The 20,587-nt window shown below is 73.5% G+C and carries 19 protein-coding genes; 8 read left to right on the top strand and 11 right to left on the bottom strand.

Annotation, left to right across the window (positions count from 1 at the left end; all coding sequences use genetic code 11):
- Nucleotides 1–247: 247 nt before the first annotated feature.
- Genes ACH01S_RS39000 through fmdA form a run of 3 tightly spaced genes read left to right on the top strand, consistent with a single transcriptional unit; the run spans nucleotide 248 to nucleotide 2,457 of the window.
- The gene (locus ACH01S_RS39000) at nucleotides 248–529 is read left to right on the top strand and encodes an FmdB family zinc ribbon protein (RefSeq protein WP_067904662.1); all 282 of its coding nucleotides are present in this window, start codon (nucleotides 248–250) and stop codon (nucleotides 527–529) included.
- Nucleotides 530–539: 10 nt separating this feature from the next.
- Nucleotides 540–1,157, top strand: coding sequence for an AmiS/UreI family transporter (locus ACH01S_RS38995; protein WP_067904659.1), 618 nt, complete (start codon nucleotides 540–542; stop codon nucleotides 1,155–1,157).
- Nucleotides 1,158–1,209: 52 nt separating this feature from the next.
- Complete coding sequence (fmdA, locus tag ACH01S_RS38990) at nucleotides 1,210–2,457, top strand: formamidase (RefSeq protein ID WP_067904656.1); 1,248 nt, start codon at nucleotides 1,210–1,212, stop codon at nucleotides 2,455–2,457.
- A 97-nt stretch (nucleotides 2,458–2,554) separates the two neighbouring features.
- On the opposite strand, the gene ACH01S_RS38985 is transcribed toward fmdA, so the two are convergent.
- Nucleotides 2,555–2,965 (bottom strand): DUF3052 family protein, encoded by a 411-nt coding sequence (locus ACH01S_RS38985; protein WP_067904653.1) that lies wholly within the window; start codon nucleotides 2,963–2,965, stop codon nucleotides 2,555–2,557.
- 57 nt (nucleotides 2,966–3,022) lie between these two features.
- Here ACH01S_RS38985 and ACH01S_RS38980 point away from each other — a divergent pair, with 57 nt between their 5' ends.
- From ACH01S_RS38980 to ACH01S_RS38970, 3 genes are read left to right on the top strand one after another with little or no spacing between them, the layout of a single operon-like run.
- Nucleotides 3,023–3,559 carry a hypothetical protein gene (locus tag ACH01S_RS38980; protein ID WP_148344379.1) on the top strand — a complete coding sequence of 179 codons (537 nt, stop codon included), beginning with the start codon at nucleotides 3,023–3,025 and terminating at the stop codon, nucleotides 3,557–3,559.
- Nucleotides 3,556–4,692, top strand: a complete 1,137-nt coding sequence (locus tag ACH01S_RS44195; RefSeq protein ID WP_067904647.1) for a tetratricopeptide repeat protein — start codon at nucleotides 3,556–3,558, stop codon at nucleotides 4,690–4,692. Before ACH01S_RS38980 ends, ACH01S_RS44195 begins: the two co-directional genes overlap by 4 nt.
- On the top strand, nucleotides 4,685–7,813 hold the full coding sequence (locus ACH01S_RS38970; protein ID WP_067904635.1) for a CHAT domain-containing tetratricopeptide repeat protein: 3,129 nt from the start codon (nucleotides 4,685–4,687) through the stop codon (nucleotides 7,811–7,813). The genes ACH01S_RS44195 and ACH01S_RS38970 overlap by 8 nt, the downstream gene beginning before the upstream one ends.
- Before the next feature lie 24 nt (nucleotides 7,814–7,837).
- On the opposite strand, the gene ACH01S_RS38965 is transcribed toward ACH01S_RS38970, so the two are convergent.
- From ACH01S_RS38965 to ACH01S_RS38955, 3 genes are read right to left on the bottom strand one after another with little or no spacing between them, the layout of a single operon-like run.
- Nucleotides 7,838–9,163, bottom strand: coding sequence for an amidase (locus ACH01S_RS38965; protein WP_083981646.1), 1,326 nt, complete (start codon nucleotides 9,161–9,163; stop codon nucleotides 7,838–7,840).
- Between the two features lie 9 nt (nucleotides 9,164–9,172).
- Nucleotides 9,173–10,810, bottom strand: a complete 1,638-nt coding sequence (locus ACH01S_RS38960; RefSeq protein ID WP_067904633.1) for an amidohydrolase — start codon at nucleotides 10,808–10,810, stop codon at nucleotides 9,173–9,175.
- Nucleotides 10,807–11,973 carry a hypothetical protein gene (locus tag ACH01S_RS38955; protein WP_067904630.1) on the bottom strand — a complete coding sequence of 389 codons (1,167 nt, stop codon included), beginning with the start codon at nucleotides 11,971–11,973 and terminating at the stop codon, nucleotides 10,807–10,809. Before ACH01S_RS38955 ends, ACH01S_RS38960 begins: the two co-directional genes overlap by 4 nt.
- 142 nt (nucleotides 11,974–12,115) lie before the next feature.
- On the opposite strand from ACH01S_RS38955, the gene ACH01S_RS38950 reads away from it, so the two are divergent.
- Nucleotides 12,116–13,183, top strand: coding sequence for a LacI family DNA-binding transcriptional regulator (locus ACH01S_RS38950; RefSeq protein ID WP_067904665.1), 1,068 nt, complete (start codon nucleotides 12,116–12,118; stop codon nucleotides 13,181–13,183).
- Nucleotides 13,184–13,189: 6 nt separating this feature from the next.
- Here ACH01S_RS38950 and ACH01S_RS38945 read toward each other — a convergent pair whose 3' ends face one another.
- Both ACH01S_RS38945 and ACH01S_RS38940 read right to left on the bottom strand, forming a co-directional pair.
- The gene (locus ACH01S_RS38945) at nucleotides 13,190–14,101 is read right to left on the bottom strand and encodes an LLM class flavin-dependent oxidoreductase (RefSeq protein WP_067904627.1); all 912 of its coding nucleotides are present in this window, start codon (nucleotides 14,099–14,101) and stop codon (nucleotides 13,190–13,192) included.
- A 1-nt stretch (nucleotide 14,102) separates the two neighbouring features.
- A complete protein-coding gene (locus tag ACH01S_RS38940; protein WP_067904624.1) occupies nucleotides 14,103–15,218 on the bottom strand; it encodes an NAD(P)/FAD-dependent oxidoreductase in 1,116 nt (371 codons plus the stop codon).
- Between the two features lie 149 nt (nucleotides 15,219–15,367).
- Here ACH01S_RS38940 and ACH01S_RS44190 point away from each other — a divergent pair, with 149 nt between their 5' ends.
- Complete coding sequence (locus tag ACH01S_RS44190; RefSeq protein WP_148344381.1) at nucleotides 15,368–15,649, top strand: hypothetical protein; 282 nt, start codon at nucleotides 15,368–15,370, stop codon at nucleotides 15,647–15,649.
- Here the strand turns inward: ACH01S_RS44190 and ACH01S_RS38935 are convergent.
- The 5 genes from ACH01S_RS38935 to ACH01S_RS38915 form a co-directional block, all read right to left on the bottom strand.
- Nucleotides 15,603–16,469: an alpha/beta fold hydrolase gene (locus ACH01S_RS38935; RefSeq protein WP_067904621.1), complete on the bottom strand. Its 867-nt coding sequence runs from the start codon at nucleotides 16,467–16,469 to the stop codon at nucleotides 15,603–15,605. The genes ACH01S_RS44190 and ACH01S_RS38935 overlap by 47 nt on opposite strands.
- Nucleotides 16,470–16,478: 9 nt before the next feature.
- Nucleotides 16,479–17,294: an SAM-dependent methyltransferase gene (locus ACH01S_RS38930; protein WP_067904611.1), complete on the bottom strand. Its 816-nt coding sequence runs from the start codon at nucleotides 17,292–17,294 to the stop codon at nucleotides 16,479–16,481.
- Nucleotides 17,295–17,457: 163 nt separating this feature from the next.
- A complete protein-coding gene (locus ACH01S_RS38925) occupies nucleotides 17,458–18,369 on the bottom strand; it encodes a Sco1979 family transcriptional regulator (protein WP_083981644.1) in 912 nt (303 codons plus the stop codon).
- A 138-nt stretch (nucleotides 18,370–18,507) separates the two neighbouring features.
- Nucleotides 18,508–19,140 carry a TetR/AcrR family transcriptional regulator gene (locus tag ACH01S_RS38920; RefSeq protein WP_148344382.1) on the bottom strand — a complete coding sequence of 211 codons (633 nt, stop codon included), beginning with the start codon at nucleotides 19,138–19,140 and terminating at the stop codon, nucleotides 18,508–18,510.
- Nucleotides 19,141–19,170: 30 nt separating this feature from the next.
- Complete coding sequence (locus ACH01S_RS38915) at nucleotides 19,171–20,517, bottom strand: cation:proton antiporter (protein WP_067904603.1); 1,347 nt, start codon at nucleotides 20,515–20,517, stop codon at nucleotides 19,171–19,173.
- Nucleotides 20,518–20,587 lie beyond the last annotated feature (70 nt).

The following is a 20,587-nucleotide window of genomic DNA, read 5'->3' as shown; positions in this document are numbered from 1 at the left end:
GTGCGGCCTCCGGCCTTGGCGGCCTACGGCCGCCCGCCCCGTGCCCCGCCGCTTGGCGTCTCCGGTCGCACGACTCGTGTTCCGGTGGTGGGCGCCTCCGGCGTGGCGCCCTGTGCACCGGCGGCGGGGCTTTGGGGCGTGACCGGTGGGTTTTCTGGGTGCGGGGGTAGGTGTCATTTCGGGTGGCCTCATTGACGGATCCTTCCGGAGGAAATACTTTCTGGGGAAAGTAAATGGGAGGCTCGTCATGGTGACCTACCAGTACCGATGCCCGCGCTGCGGGCCCTTCGACCTCGCGCTGCCGATGGGCGGGGCGCGTCCCGAGCGGCGCTGCGCGCACTGCGACGGGACCGCGCGCCGGGTGTGGACGGCGCCCTCGCTCACCCGTCCCGGCGCCCCGCTGACCCGGGCGCTGGACGCCCAGGAGGCGAGCAGGCACGAGCCCCGGGTCGTGTCGGCGCCGCCTCCGGCGCGGCGGCGACCCGCCCCGCCGTCCGACCCGCGCCACGCCCTGCTCCCGCGGCCCTGAGGAGGACGCCATGGCGAGCGTGGGCCTGCTCTACGTCGGCGCGGTGCTCTTCCTCAACGCGATGATGATGCTCGGCCGCGTCGAGGCGCGGGCCGCGGCCGTGCTGAACCTGTTCGTCGGCACGATGCAGGTGGTCCTGCCGACGATCCTGCTGGTCAACGCGGGGGACAACGTACCGGCCATCGCCGCGGCGGCGGGCATCTACCTGTTCGGCTTCACCTACCTCTACGTCGGCGTCGGCCTGCTCGCCGGGCTCGACACCACCGGCGTCGGCTGGTTCTCGCTGTTCGTGTCCGTGGTCGCGATCGTGTTCGCGGGGATCAACTTCTTCGACGCCAAGGACCACCCGTTCGGGGTCATCTGGCTCTGCTGGTCCTTCCTGTGGTTCCTGTTCTTCCTCGTCCTCGGGCTCAAGCGGGACGAGCTCACCGCCTTCACCGGCTGGGTGACCCTCGCCGCGGCGTGGGGCACGGCGGTGCTGCCCGCGTTCCTGCTGCTGACCGACCACTACTCGACGTCCGGCGCGTTCGCGGCGGTCTTCGCCGTCGCCGCCGTGTTCGTCGTCGCCGGGCTGTGGGTCGTCGCCCGGCCGCGGCGCGGCGCCGCCGCGCCCGCCCCCGGAGCCTGACCGCACCGGCGGTCCAGAAGTTCACACGGCAAACAATTCAGGAGGCAAGGCAATGCCCGAAGTCGTCTTCAGCGTCGACCAGGCCCGCTCCATGCGCGAGCAGGCCACGCCCGGCCACAACCGCTGGCATCCCGACATCCCGGCGGCGGCGACCGTCCGTCCGGGCGCGGAGTTCCGCGTGGAGTGCCGCGAATGGACGGACGGCCAGATCGGCAACAACGACTCCGCAAACGACGTGCGCGACGTCGACCTGTCGCCGTGCCACATGCTGAGCGGCCCGATCGCGGTCGAGGGCGCCGAGCCCGGCGACCTGCTCGTGGTCGACATCCTCGACATCGGGCCCGTCCCGCAGGAGACCGGGCCGCGGCCCGGCCAGGGGTGGGGCTACACCGGGATCTTCGCCAAGCAGAACGGCGGCGGCTTCCTCACCGACCACTACCCGGACGCCTACAAGGCCATCTGGGACTTCCACGGCCAGCAGGCGACGTCCCGCCACATTCCCGGCGTGCGGTTCACCGGCATCACGCACCCGGGGCTGTTCGGGACGGCGCCGTCCCCCGAGCTGCTCGCCCGGTGGAACGCCCGCGAGCAGGCGCTGATCGACACCGACCCGACCCGGGTGCCGCCGCTCGCGCTGCCGCCGCTGCCGGAGGGCGTCCTCGCCGGGAACCTCACGGGGGACGCGCTCGCCAAGGTCGGCGCGGAGGGGGCGCGGACCGTCCCGCCGCGCGAGAACGGCGGCAACCACGACATCAAGAACTTCACGCGCGGCGCCCGCGTGTTCTACCCGGTGCACGTCGCGGGCGGCCTGCTGTCCGGCGGCGACCTGCACTTCAGCCAGGGCGACGGCGAGATCACCTTCTGCGGCGCCATCGAGATGGGCGGCTTCATCGACTTCCACGTCGACCTCATCAAGGGCGGCATGGAGAAGTACGGCGTCACCAACAACCCGATCTTCATGCCCGGCAACGTGGAGCCGCGCTACTCGGAGTTCGTGTCGTTCATCGGCATCTCGGTGGACCACGACACCGACACCAACCTGTACAACGACGCGACCGTCGCCTACCGCAACGCCTGCCTGAACGCCATCGAGTACCTGAAGACGTTCGGCTACAGCGGCGAGCAGGCCTACCTGCTGCTCGGCGCCGCGCCGATCGAGGGACGGGTCAGCGGCGTCGTCGACATCCCGAACGCCTGCTGCTCGCTCTACCTGCCGACCGAGATCTTCGACTTCGACATCCGCCCGACGGCCGACGGCCCGCGCCGCGCCGACCGCGGGCAGTGCGCCGTGTCGTCCTGACCCGTGTCGTCCTTACCTTCTGATCGTGGCGGCCCGGCCGTCTCGCAGGCACTAGAACGCCCCGTGTCGTGCCGTGCGAGGTGGCCGGGCCGCCGCCTTACGTTGTCCGATTCTCCTTGCGGCGGACGAACTTCAGCCCGGACCAGTCGTCCCCGAGCGCGGCGACCTTCACGTCCACGACGCCGAGCGGCAGGAAGACGTCGCGCAGGTCGTTCTCGGTGATGTCGCTGACGTGCCCGGCGGCCCTGCGCGGCCAGGCGATCCAGAGCATGGCGTGGTCGGCCAGGTCGGTGACCAGATCCGGCCCCTCGGCCGCGAGGTCGCCGAGCTCCCGGAAGAATGCCACGGTGACGTCGGCGTCCGCGGGCCCGCCGGCGGCGACCGCGCAACCGTCGGGGAGGTCCGGAACCGTCCACGATTCCGGACGATGGGTGAGCCGCACCCGGTGACCGGCCTTGATGCCGATCTTCTTGGCGAGCGGTGTGCCGGAGTATCCCGAGGTGGTCACGGGCCCACCGTAGCCCGCCGATCGTCCGCCGCACCGCCTACCGGGTTGGAGACGTTCATGACCACCGAATCGCGCGCCGCCGGGACGCTGGCGGACGAGACCGTCCTGCTCGCCCTCCAGGAGATCACCGAGGACCTCGCCCGGACGGCGGCCGGGGACGCGCCCCTCGACGCGGGCGAGGCGGAGGCGCTGGTCGGCGCGCTGCTCGGCGAGGGCGGCGGGGTCCCCCGGGTCGTCCCGCGCGACGACCTCGCGCTGCCGCGCCGCCTGCTCGACCACCTCGCGGCCGACCCGGACACCGGCGCCGCGACCGCCGCCGTCCTCGCCGACCCGCCCGCCGACGACCGGCTCGGCGTCGAGACGGCGCTCGCCGGGACGGTCGCGCTCGCCGCGCTGGTCGGCTGGCTCCAGACGAAGGTGGAGGTCCGCATCAAGCGGCGGGACGGGAAGACGGAGTTCGAGTTCCGGCTGTCGAAGGCCGCCGCGCCGCCCGCGCTGATCCGCGAGCTGGCGGCCACCGTCTCCCGGCTGCTCAGTGGACCGGTCGGCGGGCGGAACGAGCTCCCGCCGCCGGAGAACGACCGGGCCGAATGAGTTCCACGCTCCCGAAGGTCCAGTTCCTGTGGATGGTGGAGGAGGACGAGGCCCGCAAGAGCGCGGTGTCGCAGATCACCGTCGTGCCGCGGGCGAAGGCGGCGGAGACGCTCGCCGAGTTCGCGCGCGAGGCGGCGGACGGCGACGCCGGCGCGGCCAACTGCCACGGGGTGTGCCTCGGCGCGCTCGGCCGCACCGAGGAGGCGATCGCGGCGTTCCGCGCGGCGCTGGCCGCGCATCCCCGCTCCTTCATGGCGAGGTTCAACCTGGCGAAGTGCTGTTTCGAGAGCGGCCAGCTCCGGCTCGCGATGCGGGAGTTGCGGACCGCGGAGGAGCACGCGGAGGGGACGGTCTACCAGCGGTTGATCCGGCAGGTGTCACGCGGCCTCACCTCCTGGGTCGAGGACCGGACCCGGCAGGCGGCCTTCCTGCGGCTGAGAACGGCGATGCTGCGTGAGCGCGTGGACCGGGGGATCGCCGAACCGGGCGACGCGCTCGGTCTGGGAAGGGCGCTCATAGAACTGTCGGCCGAGCACGGCGACGAGACCCCGCCGGGCGAGGTGGTGGCCGTCCTGGAGCGCGCGCACGAAGAGGACCCGTCCGACGCGGCCGCGCTCGAACTCCTGGCGGGCGCGCTGGCGATGGGCGGGCCGTCGGAACGGCTCACCGAGGTCTTCCGGGAACTGGAGGCGGTCGCCCCGCATTCGTCGCTGCTGGAGCGGATCAGGTCGGCCGCGACCGCCGGGCCGCGGCCGGTCGACCAGGCGCGGATCCAGCGGCTCACGCAGGACGCGATCGGCGACGGCCCCGAGGCGGCCGCCGCCGTCGACGACCTGCGCGACCTCTCCCGCGCCGCGCCGAACGACCTGAACCTCCGGCTGGTCCTCATGATGGCGGTGACGACGCGCGACGGCGGGCTGCCCGAGGCGCTCGACCTCGCGGAGCGCCTGGTCGCCGATTCCGATTCCCACACCACGCATTTCAACGTCGCCCAGGTCCACTGGGCCAACGGCGACGTGGAGAGGGCGCAGCACCATGTGCGGAGGGCGTTCGACCTGGCGTCCGACGACGGCGAACGGCAGGACGTCATGAACCTGGTCGCCTTCCTCCGGGAGCGCGGACCGCGTGGGTGAGCGAGAGCGCCGGCTCGTCCGGCTCCTGTTCGCGGCCGAGTCCGCCGAGCACGTCCAGCGGCTGCTGCACGGCGCCCGCGAGATGGCCGCGCTCATCGCCGAACTGGACGCCGCCGCGTCCGCCTACGCCGACGACGGCCTCACCGCCCACGCGGACCTGGCCCGCCATTTCGCGGACGCCGCCCGCGAGATCCAGGGGCGGGGCTTCCACGAGTCGTTCCGCGAGAGCGAGCGGCGCGCGGCCGAACCGCCGCCGCTGGACGAGCGCGGGGTCGCCGACTTCCTGGTCTACACCCGCGCCAAACGCACCAAGCCCGGCCTGCTGGCGAAATTCCTCCACATGCGAGGGCGCGGCGTCGACGCCGGAGCGCTGCTGTCGAAGATGCGCCCGCCGCTGACGCCGGGGACCGGCGCGGAACTCGAAGCCGGAATCGCCCTGCTCATGCTCAGCGCCGACAAGCGGCACCGCGCGGACGCCAGGGCCGCCTGGATCGCCGAATGCCACCGGCGCGGCCTCGGCCACCAGGCCGCGCGGCACCGCCGCGGGCTCGAACGCTCCCTTTCCGGCGGCGACGGCGAGGAGACGCTGCGGACGGCTCTGAACGGCCTCGGCGACCACCTGTGGGGAATCGGCCTCATCGAGCCGTCCCTCGCCGCGTACCGCGACGCGCTCGCCGTGCCGGTCAAGTTCCTGGAGGCCGGGGGCCTCGCCAGGGCCATGTCCGGGGATCGGCTGGCGCGCAAGCTCCGCGGCCTCGGCCGGATCCGCGAGGCCATCGAGGTGCTCGCCGGGACCGAACTCGTCCTGACCGACCTCGGCCTGCTGGCCGGGATGCCGGGCGTGTGGGGCCTGGCCGCGCGGCGGCGCGTCCTGTACGGGCTGCTCCTGGAGGACCTGCGGGAGTACGACCGGGGGCGGCACGCCTACGAGGAGGCCGTGCGACTGGCCGAGCGGGCGGGCGACGACGCGGTCGCCTTCGAGGCGTGGTCGTACGTCGCCGGGTCGCACGGCAAGGCCGGGCGGGTCCGCGCCGCCGTCCGGGAGAACCGCCGCATCCTCGACTGGACGCGCTCGCGGCCGGGCTTCGAGGGCCCGGCGCTGAACAACCTCGGCGAGGTGCTGGCCTCGTCCGGGCGGCGGGCGGAGGCGGCCCGCTGCTTCCGGCGGGTCGTCGACATCCACGACGCGGCCCCGCGGCCGGGCTTCGGGGCAGCGCTCGCCTGGTTCGGGCTCGGCGACCTGGCGGCGAGCGGCGGCGACGCGCGGGAGGCCGAGGACGCCTTCCTGCGCGCGCTCGACGTCGCCGACGCCGTGGGCCGCCGCCGCGAAGGGCTGGTCATGCTGCTCAGCCGCCTGCACCGCCTCCGCGGCCGCGACGAGCTGAAGCGGCGGCTGATCGCCGAGGCCGAGGCCGATCCCGCCTGGCTGGTCGTCAACGTGGGGCGGCAGGCCGAGGCCCGGCGGCTCGCGGCGCTCGGCGACCACGCGGGCGCGCGGGCCGTCCTCCGCGACCTGTACCGGCGCGCGACCGCCAGGACCGCGGACGCCGTCGAGGTCGGCCACATCCGGGACGCGTTGGCCCGCGCGCTCGCCGACGGCGCCCCCGCCGACCGGCGGGAGGCGTTCGACCTGCTCTGGGCGGACCGCGACGCGTCCGCCACCGACCTGCTCGTCGACCTGCTCTGCCGCGCCGACCCGCCGGACGCGCTCCCGGACGACCGCACCGCGCACGAGCTGGCGTTCGACCTGCTGGAAGAGGCCAAGTGCCGGAACGTCCTGCCGCACCTCGCCGCCGCGTCGTTCTCCGCGCCCGCCGCGGTCCCGGCCGACCTCGCCCGCCGCGAGGCCGAGCTGCTCAAGGAGCGCCGGGACGCCGCCGACTCGACGGCCGTCCTCGCCCGCGAACGGCTGCGCGGCATCGAGGAGTCCCTGGCCGAGGTCTGGTCGCGGATGGAGCCGTACGACGCCCGGTACGTCCGGTTGCGCCGCGCCCATCCCGCGACGCTGCGGGAACTGCGCCGCGAGCTCGCGGGCGACACCGACACGACCCTCGTCTCGTTCCGCGTCGGCACGGACGACACCATCGTCTTCACCTACACCCCGCGCACCGACCGGTTGTCGGTGACGCGCGTCCCCGTGAACTCCGCCGAGATCTCGGACGCGGCGCACCGGCTGGAGCGCGCGTTCAACGGCGCGCCCGACGAGTTCCCGCCGCTGGCCCCGCTGCCGCCCCGCCGCCCGTGGAAGCGCGACCTCGCCTTCCTGGACGACCTCGGAGCCCGGCTGACGGGCTTCCTCGCGAACGTGCCGCCGGGCGACCATCTGCTGGTGTCACCCGACGGGCCCCTGCACGCCGTCCCGTTGCACGCGCTCCCGGTCGGCGGCGAGCCGCTGGTCCTCCGCCACGCCGTCACCCACGTTTCCGCCGCCAGCGCGCTCCTCTACACCGGACGGCGGCGGGACGGCGGGCCGCGTCCCGGCGCCGCGTTCTGCGCCGCCGTCGCCGCCGTCGAGGACCCCGACCCGGACGCCGTCGAGGGCGACGCGGCCCTGTTCACCTCGATCGGCCGCGCGGTCGACGAGGTCCACGGACGGGCGGCCACGCGCGACGCCGTCCTGGCCGGCCTGCGCTCGCGGGAACTGGCGCACATCACCTGCCACGGCCACTACGACTCCTACCACCCGCTGGATTCGGGCCTGCTCCTCTCGGACGGAACCGACCGGCCCAGCCGCGTCCCCGCCCAGATGCCGATGGACAAGCGGCTGCGGCACACGCTCACGGTCGGCGACATGGCCGGGGCCGGGATCGACGTCGGCCTCATCGTGCTCCGGGCCTGCTCGACCAACCGGTACGACCCCGTCGAGCAGGTGACGAGCCTCGCCAACGTCCTGCTGTTCGCGGGGGCGCGAAGCGTCATCGCCACCCTGTGGAACGTCGACCGGACGAGCTCCGGCCGCCTCCTCGCCGCGTTCTACCGCCGCCTCGCCGAGAACCCCGGCGAACCGCTCTGGCGGAACTTCTGGGCCGCGCAACGCGAGCTGATCGAGTCGCCCCGGGATCCCTGGGAGGCCCACCCCTTCCACTGGGCCCCGTTCGTCCTGATCGGCGACTGGCGCTGACGTGCCCGGGTCCGGGGACCGGCGCTAGGAGAGCGCCTCCAGGCCGCCCGCGATCGACAGGAGGCGGTGCTCGTCGTAGTGGCGTCCGATGAGCTGGATCCCGGCCGGGCGGCCCTTCGGCGCGGTGCCCGGCGGGACGGACACCGCCGGGTGCCCGGTGTGGTTGGCCAGCGAGGTCAGCCGGACCATGGCGGCGACGGCCTCCTCGGGACGTCCGGCCAGCTCCACCACCGTCCGCCCCATCTCGGGCGGGTCGATGGCGAGGGTCGGCAGCGCGACGGCGTCGACCCGGCCGAGGGCCCGGTCGACCTCGGCCCGCAGCGCCGGACGGCCCCGCTGGGCGGTCAGGTACTCCTCCGTGGTGACCATGGCCCCGGCGGCGATGCCGTCCTTCATCGGCGGCTCGTAGCGGTCCTCGGCCGTGCCGAAGCGGCGCAGGTGGTAGGCCGCCATCTCGGCGGACAGCACCGGCCAGTGCACGGCCTTCACCCGCTCTTGGTCGGGCAGCTCCACCCCGACGATCTCCGCGCCCGCGTCGGCCGCGGCGGCGAGGGCGGCGCGGAAGTCGGCCAGCAGGTGCGGGTCGGTGACGCTCAGGTACTCCTCGGACGGCACGCCGAGGCGCACGCCATCGAGCCCGGCCGCGAAGGGCGCGGTCCCGGTGCCGCTGAGCAGGACGTCCAGCAGCGCCGCGACGTCGGCGGCGGTGCGCCCGATCGGGCCCGCGTGGTCGAGCGACCAGGCCAGCGGGACGATCCCGTCGGTCGGCACCAGCCCGTAGGTCGGCTTGAGCCCGACGACCGCGCAGCACGCCGCCGGGATCCGCACGCTGCCGCCGGTGTCGGTGCCGACCGCCGCGAAGCACATCCCGGCCTGGACGGCGGCCGCCGACCCGCCGCTGGAGCCGCCCGCCGTCCGCGTCCGGTCGAACGGGTTGCGGGCCGGGCCGAGCGTGGTGAGCGCGAACTCGTCCATGGTGGTCGTGCCGACGATCACGGCCCCGGCCTGCTTCAGCGCGCCGACCAGCGTCGCGTCCCGGCCCGCGCGCCGCCCTTCGAGGACGCGCGAGCCCGCGTCCTGCGGCAGGCCCGCCAGCGCGACCATGCTCTTCACCGCGACGGGGACGCCGTCGAGCGGGCCGAGCGGCGTGCCGCGCGCCAGCCGCGCCGTCGCCGCGCGCGCCTCCTCGCGGGCCTCGTCCGCGCGGACGTGCGCGAATGCCCGCAGGTCCGGGTCGGCCTCGACGCGGCGGAGCGCGTCGTCGGTCGCGTCCATCGGGGTGGCCTCGCCGCGCGAGTACAGCTCGCGCAACTCGCGGATGGTCAGGTCTTCGGGCAGGACGGTGGGCATCGGGACCTCCTAGACGCTTTCGGAATCGGCGTGCCAGACCGGCTCCGCGCCGACCCAGGTGGAAAGGACGGGGACGTCCGCGAGCGCCTCCGGCTCGACGCGCAGCGGGTCCTCGCCGAGCACGGTGAAGTCGGCGAGGCGGCCCACGGTGACGCGGCCCTTGTCCTCTGCCTCGCCGGACGCCGCCGCCGACCCGGCGGTGTAGACCTCCAGCGCCTCGTACGGGGTGAGCCGCTGGTCGGGGCCGAGGACGGTCCCGTCCTGGGCCCGGCGCGTCGTCATCGACCGGAGCGCGAACAGCGGCTCCAGCGGGCCGCACGGGTAGTCGGACGACCCGGCCACCGTGATCCCCGCGTCGCGGAACGTCCGGTGCGGGGAGATGCGCGCGGCGCGCTCCGTCCCGTAGTGCCGGACGAGGTTGTGTCCGTGGTAGGAGATGAACGCGCCGAACGGCACCGGGATCACGCCGAGCCGCCGGATCCGCTCCACCAGCTCGGGATCGACGACCGAGCAGTGCTCGATGCGGTGCGTCTGGCCGGGACGCGGGGGAGTGGCGGCGGACGCGGCCTCGATCGCGTCCAGCACCTTGGCGATCGCGAGGTCGCCGTTGGCGTGGACGGCGAGGCGGCTGCCCGCCGCGTGCACCCGGTGGACGACCTCGGCGATCTCCTCGTCCGGCATGACCTGGATCCCGGCCGTCCGCTCGCCGAGCGCGCCGAGGTAGGGCGCGCGGCACAGGCACGTCCCGCCGGACACCGCGCCGTCCGTCATCATCTTCACGCCGCTGAACCGCAGCGTCGGGTCGCCGAAGCCGGTGCGCATGCCGAGGGCCCGCGCGGGCTCGAAGAACTCGTACCAGAGCAGCATCCCGACGCGGGCGGTGAGCGCGCCCGCGTCCCGCGCCGCCTGGTAGAGCGCCCAGTCGGCGGGGTGGACCATCGCGTCGGTCACCGAGGTGATCCCGGCGGCGTTCATCCTCGCGAGCATGCGGCGCAGCGACTCGACCCGCGCGTCCATCGTCGGCTGCGGTACCAGCGGCGGGCGCGACCCGTGCCCGAGATAGCCCTCCATCCACGCCCGCTCGTACAGGACGCCGGTCAGCCGACCGCCGTCGCGCACCAGCTCGCCGCCTACCGGGTCGGGAGTCGTCTCGTCGTACCCGGCCGCCGCCAGCGCGCGCGAGTTCGCGACGGCGCCGTGGTAGGAGTAGTGGATGATCAGCACCGGGTGCCGGGTGGAGACCCGGTCGAGCAGCGCCCGGTCGACGGCCCGCCCGTCCTCGGTGCGGGACACGTCGAAGTTGTGCCCGACGACCCACTCGCCCTCGGGCGTCCGCGCGGCCCGTTCGGCGAGCGCCCGCCGCACCTCCTCGGCGCTGCCGGTGACCGGCGGGGCGAGGTCGACGTAGAGGCCGCCGTCCGCCAGCACGGACGGGTGGGCGTGCGCGTCGTCGAACCCGGGCAGCAGGACGCCGGAGCCGAGGTCGACGTCCGCCGCGTCCGGGAAGCGGTCGCGCAGCTCGCGGCGCGTCCCGACGGCGGCGACGCGCTCGCCGAGGGTGGCGACGGCCTCGGGCTCGTCGCCGTTCATGGTGATGATCCGGCGGGCCGAGAAGATCTTCGCTCGGGACGCGCTGGACGGGCTCATACGAGCCCCGCCGAGTCGAGCAGCTTGAGCACGGGCACTCCGATCAGGGTGATGACGGTCATCGACATGACGCTGCCGATGAACGGATGGAAGTCGGCGGGCAGCCGCACCGCGATGGCGCGGGCCAGCGGCGGCCCCGCGGCCGCCCCCGCCGCCGACACGAGGACGATCACCGGCCAGCCCCCGCCGACCGCGATCACGCCCGCCGGGACGAGCGAGACGACCGGCACGAACGTCGGGTACCAGCCGTGCCGCCGCCACCGCTCCGAGTGCAGCCACACGCCGAGCACGGCCGTGAGGATCTGCGCGGTGAGCAGGTCGGGGAACACGCCGCTGCCGTACGCGGGCCCGGCCGTGTTGACCGCCCAGGCCAGCACCGCGCCGCCGACCAGGCCGAGCGACGCCCACTCGTTCCCGTAGAACTGCGCCTCGCTGAAGTCGGCGAGCGCCCGGCGCGGCAGCCACGCCCTCGGCTCGCCCTGGGCGGCGGCGGGTTCGGGAGCGGGCGGCGGGACGGTCATCCAGGGCAGCCCCCGGCAGACCGCGAACGCGAGCAGTGCCCCGACCCACATGCCGGTGACGTTCCCGATCACCGCCGGGAGATCCAGCGGCGTGCAGAAGCGCTCGACCACGAGGATCGACACCGGCGTCGTGAGGACGGCCCCGAGCCCGGCGGCGGTCAGCGCGACCCGCCACCCGGCCCCGTACACGAGGACGACCGACGGGGCCACCGACACGAACGGCACGAACGTCGGCTGCCAGCGGTCGGGCGCGAGCGTCCAGCCCCACAGCAGGTTGGACAGCAGCAGCGCGAGCCCGGACGCGGCGAGCAGCCAGGGCCACAGGCCGGTGCCGTAGGCGATGTCGAACCCCCTGGCCCGCAGCCGGCGGCGCGCCGCGTAGTGCGCGCCCGCCGCGAACAGCAGGAGCCCGAGCCCGGCGAGCGAGGTCTTGTAGAACTGCGCCTCGTTGGTGTCGCCCAGGACCCAGACGGCCCAGGCGCGCAGGCCGCGCCCGGCGGGGCTCGCGGCCTCCGGCGGGGCGGCGGGCAGGCCGTCCTCGAACGCCTTCATGATCACGTTGAGCAGGACGGCGCCGCCGCACAGGGACACGAGCCAGGCGACCGGCCGCGTCCGCGGCGGGGTGAGGACCTCGGTCGCCATGCGCGCACCTCCCGGCTCGGAACCCGTCTGAGCAAACGTTTGGCTATAACGTTTGCACAATAAGAGACTGCTAACCTGGGGCCTGTCAAGAGCCGTGCGCGGAATCGTCCGGCGAGTGGATGGCCAGGGGATTCGGGTGGTCATGCGAGGGGCGGGCCGGCAGGAGGCCGCCGATCCGGCGCCGCGGGCGACGGCCGGCCGGGCGACGCTGAAGACGATCGCCGAACTGACCGGGCTTCACGTGTCGACGGTCTCCCGGGTGCTGAACGGCACGACCAGCGGGGCGCGGGCCGCGTCGGCGGCGACCGCCGAGCGGGTCCGCCAGGTCGCCCGCGAAGTCGGCTACGTGCCCGACATCCAGGCGGCCGGGCTGCGGCGGCAGAGCACCCGGCTGCTCGGCGTCATGATGGCGCGGCTGACCGACCAGGTCCTCGCCTCGATCTACGAGGGCGTCGAGCGGGCCGCGACCCGGCACGGCTTCCACACCATGGTCAGCAACTCCTGGGACGACCCCGCCACCCGCCAGGCGCACGTCGAGATGCTGCTGTCCCGCCGGGTCGATGCGATGATCTTCGGGGACGCGCATGTGGACGGCGCGTTCGTCGCCGACTTCGCCGCCTACGGCGTCCCGTTCGTGCTGGTCAACCGGCGCGCCGCCGACCACCCCTCGGTCACCTGCGACGACCTGCTCGGCGGCCGGCTCGCCGCCGAGCACCTCTACACGCTCGGGCACCGCCGGGTCGGGGTCGTGGCCGGGCTGCCGTACGCGGCCAACGGCATCGACCGCACGGCCGCCTTCACCCGCTACTTCGCCGAGCGCGGCCACCCGGTGCCGGGGCACCGGGTCGTCCACGCGAGCTTCGACGCGGCGGGCGGCGCGCTCGCCGCCGAACGCCTGCTCGCCGACGACCCCCACCCGTCGGCGATCTTCGCGGTGAGCGACTTCGCCGCCATCGGCGTCCTCGGGGTGCTCCGCGAGCGCGGCCTGCGCGCCGGACGGGACGTCGCCGTCGTCGGCTTCAACGACGTGCCGATCGCCGCGCAGCTCACGATCCCGCTGAGCAGCGTCCGCTCGCCGATGGAGCAGGTGGGGGCGCAGGGCGTCGACCTGCTCGTCCGCATGATGCGCGGCGGGGAGCCCGAGCGGGTCACGCTGCCGCCCGAGCTCCAGGTCCGCGAATCGAGCGCCCGCCCCTACACGGGCGGCTGACCGTCCTCAGCGCACCTCGGGGATCACCTCGGCGGCGAACCGCTCCATCTGCTCGGCGTCGTCGAAGAGCGGGGTGAGGAGGACGAGTTCGGCGCCCGCGTCCACCACGTCGCGGATTCCGCGCACGCATTCCTCCGGCGGGCCGGTGACGGCGACGGGCAGCAGGTCGCCCAGCCCGTAAAGGCGCCCGAGGGCGGCGGCCGACCTTTCCCGCGCGCGGTCGGCGTCGTCGTCCATTCCGACGTAGACGCGTTTGGCGATGCGGAATCCGGCGGTGTCGCGGTCGGATTCCGCGAGCGCCTCCCGGACGATCCCCACCTGCTCGGCGAATTTCTCGGTCGTCGTCGAACCGGCCCCGAAGAACCCGTCGCCGTGCGCGACCGCGCGGCGCAGCGCGTTCGGATGCCGGGCGCCGAACCAGATCGGCGGATGCGGCTTCTGGAACGGCTTCGGTTCCATCGCGGCGTCCTGGAGCTGCCAGAAACGGCCGTCGAAATCAATGGACGGCTGCGTCCAGCACGCCTTCATCAGGTTCAGTCCCTCGACGAACCGGGTGATCAGGCCCTCCGGGTCGACGTTGAACGCCGAGAACATCCGGCCCTGCCCGCCCGAGCCGACGCCGACCTCGACGCGTCCCCGGCTGAGCTGGTCCAGCGTGCTCAGGCTCTTCGCCAGATGGACGGGGCTGTGCAGCGGCGTCACGAACACCGAGCAGCCGAGCCGGATCCGCTCGGTGCACGCGGCGGCGAACGTCATCGCCTCCAGCGGGCTGGAGCGGGCCGCGTTCCCGAGCACCTGCTCCTGCGTCCAGGCGCTGTCGAAATCGAGTTCCTCGGCCCGCCGCATGAACGCGCGGAACCCGTCCGGGTCGAACTTGTGGTCGTCGAGGTCCTGCGGAATGGAAATGGCGAATCGCATATCAGCTACCGGTATTCGTGAGTGGCCGGTCCGGCCGGTACGGAGCGAGTTCGGGCACGGGATCGCCGTCGATCTCGCGGTCGATCAGCGCGGCGAGATGGGGCGCGAGCGTTATCCCGCTGTGGGTGACGGCGGTGTAGAGGCCGGGCGCCTGCGGGCCGATCAGCGGATATCCGTCGACCGGCAGCGGACGGACGCAGCGCCGCATTTCCGCGATGTCGGCGTCCAGCCCCGGAATGACGGCCCGGCCGCGGGTGAGCAGTTCCGCGCCGACCTCGCGGACGCGGTCCGGCGAGACGGACTCGTCGATTCCGGCGTCCAGGTCGACGGCCTCCAGCACCAGCCCTCCGTTTCCCGCCGCCCGCGCGGACAGCCCGGGCGCGTGGACGAGTCCGTTCAGCACGGTATCCGTCGCCGTGGTCGTCGCGACGAGGCAGGGTGCGGCCGAGCCGGGCGCGGCCGGGTCGACCAGCGGGAGGGTGAGCCCGGCGGTGGCGAGGAGCGCGGGACCGTGCCGCCCCGCCGCGCAGACGGTGAGGTCGGCGGGCACGTCCCGGCCGTCGTCCAGCCGGACGCCGGTCACCCGGTCGCCGTCGAGTGTGAGGCGGGCGGCGCGGTGTCCGGTGACGACCTCCGCGCCCGCCTCCTCCGCGCGCCGCACGAGGCTCCGCGCGGCCGGTTCCCCACGGATATGGCCCTCGTCCGGGAAATGCGCGATGAACGCGTCGTCCGGGACCCGGATATGCGGTTCGATCGCGCGGAGCCCTCCGGCGTCGATCCGCTCGGCGGCATAGCCCAGCGCGGTAAGGCGCCTTACCCGCTCGGCTAATTCGGCCTTCGCGCCGCCGGTCGCCCACACGGTGTTCCCCGTGGGGCGGTACCAGTCAGGGTCGCCGAGCCCGGCGGCCAGCTCCCGCCAGGCGCGCAGGGCCTCCGTCCGGAACCGGTGGTACACCGGGTCGCGAGGATCATTCGCGTTCAGCCAGGCATAACTCGTGCCGGACGTCCCCGCCCCCGGCGACAGCCCCTCGACGATCGTGATCCGGCGGTCCGGACGGGTGAGCCGGTCGGCCAGCGCGGCCCCCACGATCCCCGCGCCGACGATGAGAATCCGCATGCCACCACCCTGGCACCCGTTCCCGGCGGCGGACAGCCCCGCCCCCGGCGGCGAGTGCCATAACCCACGGCTATAGGCGGGTGGGATTGGGCATCGCCCCCCGCTCGGGTCAGCATGTGATGGAGTCCACAACCCGAGGAAGTGGCACGATGCACTCCGAACCATCGTCGGCGTCAAGCGCCCGACCGCGCACGGATCAACAGAGCGACGACGACCTCTGCGATCAGGAACTGGCCCGGATCAGGGCCGAGTTCAACAGTACGCCGGCGGGCGGATGGGGGATCGTGCTCGACCGCCGCAGCCGCCGCTGGACCGCCGTGCGCGGCATCGGCGGCGGCAGCCTGATCGTCCACGCGGGCAGCGCCGACGAACTCCGCGAACGCATCACCACCGGTCAGTGGACGATGGGCGCCGTTCCGGGCGCTCGCTGACCCCGAGGAGCGCGGCGACGACCGTCTCCCAGTCGGCCCGCTCCAACCCGTGCCCGGCTCCCTCCAGCGGGACGAGCGCCGCGTCCGGAATGACGTCCGCGAGCGCCTCCCCATGGCCGATCGGAAACATCGGATCGGCCGTTCCGTGAAGCACCACCGTGGGCACGGCGACGGCGGACAGCGCTCCCCATTCCCGGTCGCCGTCCGGAAGGGCGTCGTGGTTGCGCGCGGCCGCGAAGTCGCGGGCCCGCGCCACGTCCCGGCGGACGAGGTCCCGCGCCGCGTCCTCGTCGAAGGGCCGCTCGGCCCCGGCGAGCATCCGCGCGAAACCGACCTGGTACTCGACCACCGAGTCGGGGTCGGACCAGTCGACCTCGGCGGTGGACAGGAAACGTCCGAACGCCTCGGCGGGCGGCGGCAGCTCGCGTCCCGTCGGCACCGCGGCCGACGTGCTGACGAGCGTCAGCGACAGCACGCGGTCCGGCCGGCCGAGGGCGAGGAGCTGCGCCAGCCCCCCGCCCGCCGAGACGCCGGCGACGTGCGCGGCGGGGACGCCGAACGCGTCGAGCACCCCCGCCGCGTCATCGACCAGGTCGGCGCCGGTGTACCCGGGACGTCCCGGCGCCGAGCGCCCGGTGTCGCGGTGGTCGTAGCGGAGCACGTGCCGCCCGCCGGCCGCGACGCGGCGGCAGAACTCCCCGTCCCACCACAGCATCGACGCGCCGAGGCCCATCACGAGGAGGACCGTGGGATCGGCCGGGTCGCCGAACTCCTCGGCGCAGAGTTCCACGCCGTTCGCCTGGATGAAACGTTCCGGCATAGCGTCGCGCTAGGGCTTGCGGCCGACGGCGCAGTAGAAGTCCATGTCGCGGTCGGCGTAGAGGGTGCCGGGGTCGGGACGCCATTTCGGCAGCGGGACGAGCCCCGGCTCCAGCATTTCCAGCTTGTCGAAGAAGCGCGTCAGCCCGGCGGCGCTGCGCATCACGATCGGGGTCGCGCCGCTGTCGTTCCATTTCCGGGCGACCTCGTCCATCGCCTCGGTGTTGGACTCGTTGCTCGGGCAGGCGATGGCGAGATGGCTGCCCGCCGGGAACGGCTCCAGCAGCCGGTCCACGACCGTGTACGCCTCGTCGGTGACGCTGAACTCCAGAATGCCCATGAGCGTGATGAGGACGGGCTTGGAGAAGTCGAGCGTGCGTTCCGCCTCGGTCAGGATCGTGTCGGGGTCGTGCAGATTGGCGTCGATGTAATCGGTGGCGCCCTCGGGCGAACTGGTGAGCAGAGCCCGCGCGTGCGCCAGCACGATCGGGTCGTTGTCGACGTACACGACCCGGCTTTCCGGGGCGAGCCGCTGCGCGACCTGGTGGGTGTTGTCGTTGGTGGGAATTCCGGTGCCGATGTCGAGGAACTGCCGGACGCCGTCGCCGATCACGTGGCGGACGAGGCGGCCGAGGAACTCCCGGTCGGCGCGGGCCCACAGCACCACCTCGGGAATAGTCTCTTCCAGCTGGTCGCCCACTTCCTGGTCGGCGGGGTAGTGGTCCTTTCCGCCGAGCCAGTAGTCCCACACCCGGGCCGGGTGCGCCACGCTCGTGTCGATCTGGATCTCCGGCTCCTGGCCGGGGGCGTACGGGTCGCCGGTCACGACTTCGCCTCCCACTGTCGCGGTCGTTCGGGGCTGCGCCCATCGGGCATGACGCGTGCTGGGCGCCAATTCTCGTCCGGTCGTCGGGAATGTGCAATGAAAGTGGCGACCGGGAAAGAAATTGACTCGACGTGCGGGCTCCGGCCGGCCGTGCGGGTTCCGGCTAGCGGAGCGCGTCGAGCAGCTCCCGCAGCACGCGCTCGGTGTCGGCGGGCGGGGCCGCGTTGACCGACAGCCGGTCCAGGTGCCGCTTGTAGACCTGGAGGTCGGCGGTCTTGTCGAGGTAGAGCGCGCTGGTCAGCTGCTCCATGTAGACGACGTCGGGCAGGTCGGGCTCGGCGAACCGCAGCAGCGAGAACGGGCCGACCATCGCCGTCATGGCGCTGCGCGCGGGCGGCACGATCTGCAGCGTGACGCGCTTGGAGCGCACCGCGTCGAGCAGGGCGCCGAGCTGGTCGCGCATGGTGTCGGCCTCGCCGATCGGGCGGCGCAGGGCCGCCTCGTCCACCAGCGCCCACACCTGCGGGGGCGCGGCGCCGGCGAGGATCCGCTGCCGCCGCATCAGCACGTTCACCCGGCACTCGATCTCGTTCGAGGACGCCATCGGATGCCTGATCTGGAGCGCGGCGCGGGCGTAGTCCTCGGTCTGGAGCAGTTCGGGGACGAGCCGCGTCTCGTGCACGCGCAGCGTCGCCGCCGCCTCCTCCAGCCCGATGTACACCTCGAACCAGGGCGGCAGGATGTCGCTGTAGCTCTGCCACCAGCCGGGCCGGTTGGCCCGCTCGGCCAGGTCGAGGAGCGGCTCGCGCTCGTCGTCGGCCAGCACGCCGTACAGCGTGAGCAGGTCGGCGACGTCGCGCTTCTTGAACCCGACCCGGCCGAGCTCCAACCGGCTGATCTTGGACGCGGAGGCGCGGATCGCCTCGCCCGCGTCCCGGGGTGAGATCCCCCGCGCCTCGCGCAGCCGCCGCAACTGGCCGCCGAGCAGGATGCGCAGCACCGTCGGGCCGCTCACGGCGGGATGGTGGACGAGTCGTCGCGGCTCCGGGACGCCGTCCGGTCGGGGTGCGTTCACTTCCGCTCCTACGCCTACGGTGCGGCGCGTGTCGACAGCGTTCTGTGACGTCCAGCGTAGTGCCGACACGCCGCCGAAGCGGGCGACTTTGCGCTTCAGTGACGCAGACCTCCCGCGGCCGTGCGGTCGCCCGTCCGGCTACCCGTCCGGCCGCCCGGCCGGTCGAGCGACCGGCTGAGCGGGGACGTCGTCGAGGTCGGGGAGCACCCGGAGGGCGACCTCCAGCGCGATGTCCAGGATGTCGCCCTCCTCGGCGCCGAGCTCCTGCCCGGTCATCACCGCGATGTTGACGCTGAGCACCGCCATCCGCGCGCGGATCCGGTCGCGGACGGACGCCTCCGGCCCGATCAGGATCGTTACCAGCTCGGTCAGCCGGCTCGCCATGCCGGTGCGCAGCGGCGCCAGCGCCTTGATCGACTCCTGGTTGGCGACGGCGAGCCTGATCAGCTCCATCCGCCGGTGCCGGGTGGCGTTCGCCCACCGGGTGAGCACCTCGCGGCGCAGGTCGGGGGACGCCGGCTGGGACGCGGCCCAGGAGATGATCTCGTCCCAGGTGGCGAGGTGCTCCTCGAACAGCGTCCGGATGATCTCCTCTTTGCTGCTGAAGTGGTAGTAGAGGGCGGGTTTGGTGATCTGCAGCTGCTCGGCGATCTCCCGCATGGTGGTGGCCTCGTAGCCGTTCCTGGTGAACAGCGCGAGCGCGACCTTCTCGATCTCGGCCTTGGTCTCGCTGCCGGTGCGCCGACGGTAGACCTCCGTCGGCGGACTCATCGGCAAGGTCCGGTGGTACCGGCGGTGAATTCAGGCAACTTCATCAGCCTCACGAAGACGGACGGAGTGCGCGCGTTCCGCGCGCTGGAGCTCCTCGGGTGTGGTCTCCACCCGCGCCATGCAGACGCGGAGGAAGGGTGGCGCCATCAGCGAGGTCACGATGGCTACCAGAATGATGATGGTGTACATCTCGGCGCTCAGGACGCCGAGCCGCAGACCCACCATCGCGATGATGACCTCGATGACGCCGCGTGCGTTCATCCCGGCGCCGAGCGCGGCCGCCTCCCAGTGCCCGAGCCTGCTGAGCCGGGCGCCGAGGTAGGCGCCGAGGAACTTGCCGACCACCGCTGCGGCCAGCACGCTCACCCCGACGAGCAGGACCTTCGGACGGCCGAGCGCGGTGAGGTCCATGCGGAGCCCGGCGGTGGCGAAGAACAGCGGCGCGAAGACGGCCCGGACGACGCCGCGCAGCGGGCCGAGCTTCGCGTGGTCCAGGGCCGGGCTCCGGCCGATCACCATGCCGGCCACGAGCGCGCCGAACACCGCCTCCAGCTTCATCGCCTGGGTGGCGGCGGAGCTGAGCAGGAGGAGCGTCGTCACGACGGCGATCGTGGTGCCGCTGCCGCCGCCCGCCCGGCGGTCGGAGGCGTCCGCCAGCCGCAGCGCCCGGCCGACCAGCGGGTAGGCCACCACCGCGCACACGATGACGAGGCCGAGGTAGCCGAAGGAGAGCGCGACCTCGCCCGCCCGGACCCCCGTCGTCGCCATGGCGGACACGACCGACAGCAGCAGCCAGCCGACGATGTCGTCGATCAGCACCGCGCTCAGCGTCAGCTGCCCGATGTCGCGCTGGAGGAGGTTCATGTCCATCAGCGTCTTGGCGAGCACCGGGATGGCGCTCACCCCCATCGCGACGCCGAGGAAGAGCACGAACGTGCTCCGGTCGGCGCCGTCCGGGACGAGCGACTCCGGCAGGGCGAGCCCCGTGAGGACGCCGAGCGAGAGCGGGATGACGATCCCCGCGATGCTGACCCGCGCCGCGGTGAACCCGTAGCGGCGGGCGAGCCCGAGGTCCATGGAGATGCCGGTGAGGCCGACGAGCAGCAGCACGCCGATCTGCCCGGCCGCGTCCAGGAGGTGGAACTGCGCGACGCTCCGCGGCAGCAGCCAGTCCGACAGGCCGGGGGAGAGCTGCGCGAGGACGGACGGCCCCGCGAGCACCCCGGCGCACAGCTCGCCGACGATCGGCGGCAGTTTCAGCCGGGACGCCAGTTCACCGAGCAGCAGGGCCAGCAGGAGCAGCAACGCCACCTGCAACAGGAAGATCATGAATTCGCGCGCCCCGAGGGGCGCCACCGGGCCGACCGCGAATACCATTTTCCTCCTCGGCCGAACGCGCCGTTATCGGTCGAAAATCAGTGCCCGAATCATATAAGCGTGATTTTCG

The sequence above is a fragment of the Actinomadura chibensis NBRC 106107 genome (genome assembly GCF_001552135.1).
In the GTDB taxonomy this organism is placed as follows: Bacteria; Actinomycetota; Actinomycetes; order Streptosporangiales; family Streptosporangiaceae; genus Spirillospora; species Spirillospora chibensis.
The sequence above is the reverse complement of the archived record's forward strand: the minus strand, read 5'-3'. Positions and strand labels throughout refer to the sequence as shown.

Excerpts from the sequence above, each read along its gene's own strand:
- ACH01S_RS38915 (WP_067904603.1), bottom strand. The coding sequence starts at position 20,517 with ATGGTATTCGCGGTCGGCCCGGTGGCGCCCCTCGGGGCGCGCGAATTC.
- ACH01S_RS38935 (WP_067904621.1), bottom strand. The coding sequence starts at position 16,469 with ATGCCGGAACGTTTCATCCAGGCGAACGGCGTGGAACTCTGCGCCGAG.
- ACH01S_RS44190 (WP_148344381.1), top strand. The coding sequence starts at position 15,368 with ATGCACTCCGAACCATCGTCGGCGTCAAGCGCCCGACCGCGCACGGAT.
- ACH01S_RS44195 (WP_067904647.1), top strand. The coding sequence starts at position 3,556 with ATGAGTTCCACGCTCCCGAAGGTCCAGTTCCTGTGGATGGTGGAGGAG.
- ACH01S_RS38980 (WP_148344379.1), top strand. The coding sequence starts at position 3,023 with ATGACCACCGAATCGCGCGCCGCCGGGACGCTGGCGGACGAGACCGTC.
- ACH01S_RS38995 (WP_067904659.1), top strand. The coding sequence starts at position 540 with ATGGCGAGCGTGGGCCTGCTCTACGTCGGCGCGGTGCTCTTCCTCAAC.
- ACH01S_RS38945 (WP_067904627.1), bottom strand. The coding sequence starts at position 14,101 with ATGCGATTCGCCATTTCCATTCCGCAGGACCTCGACGACCACAAGTTC.
- ACH01S_RS38940 (WP_067904624.1), bottom strand. The coding sequence starts at position 15,218 with ATGCGGATTCTCATCGTCGGCGCGGGGATCGTGGGGGCCGCGCTGGCC.
- ACH01S_RS39000 (WP_067904662.1), top strand. The coding sequence starts at position 248 with ATGGTGACCTACCAGTACCGATGCCCGCGCTGCGGGCCCTTCGACCTC.
- ACH01S_RS38920 (WP_148344382.1), bottom strand. The coding sequence starts at position 19,140 with ATGAGTCCGCCGACGGAGGTCTACCGTCGGCGCACCGGCAGCGAGACC.
- ACH01S_RS38960 (WP_067904633.1), bottom strand. The coding sequence starts at position 10,810 with ATGAGCCCGTCCAGCGCGTCCCGAGCGAAGATCTTCTCGGCCCGCCGG.
- ACH01S_RS38965 (WP_083981646.1), bottom strand. The coding sequence starts at position 9,163 with ATGCCCACCGTCCTGCCCGAAGACCTGACCATCCGCGAGTTGCGCGAG.
- fmdA (WP_067904656.1), top strand. The coding sequence starts at position 1,210 with ATGCCCGAAGTCGTCTTCAGCGTCGACCAGGCCCGCTCCATGCGCGAG.
- ACH01S_RS38955 (WP_067904630.1), bottom strand. The coding sequence starts at position 11,973 with ATGGCGACCGAGGTCCTCACCCCGCCGCGGACGCGGCCGGTCGCCTGG.
- ACH01S_RS38950 (WP_067904665.1), top strand. The coding sequence starts at position 12,116 with ATGCGAGGGGCGGGCCGGCAGGAGGCCGCCGATCCGGCGCCGCGGGCG.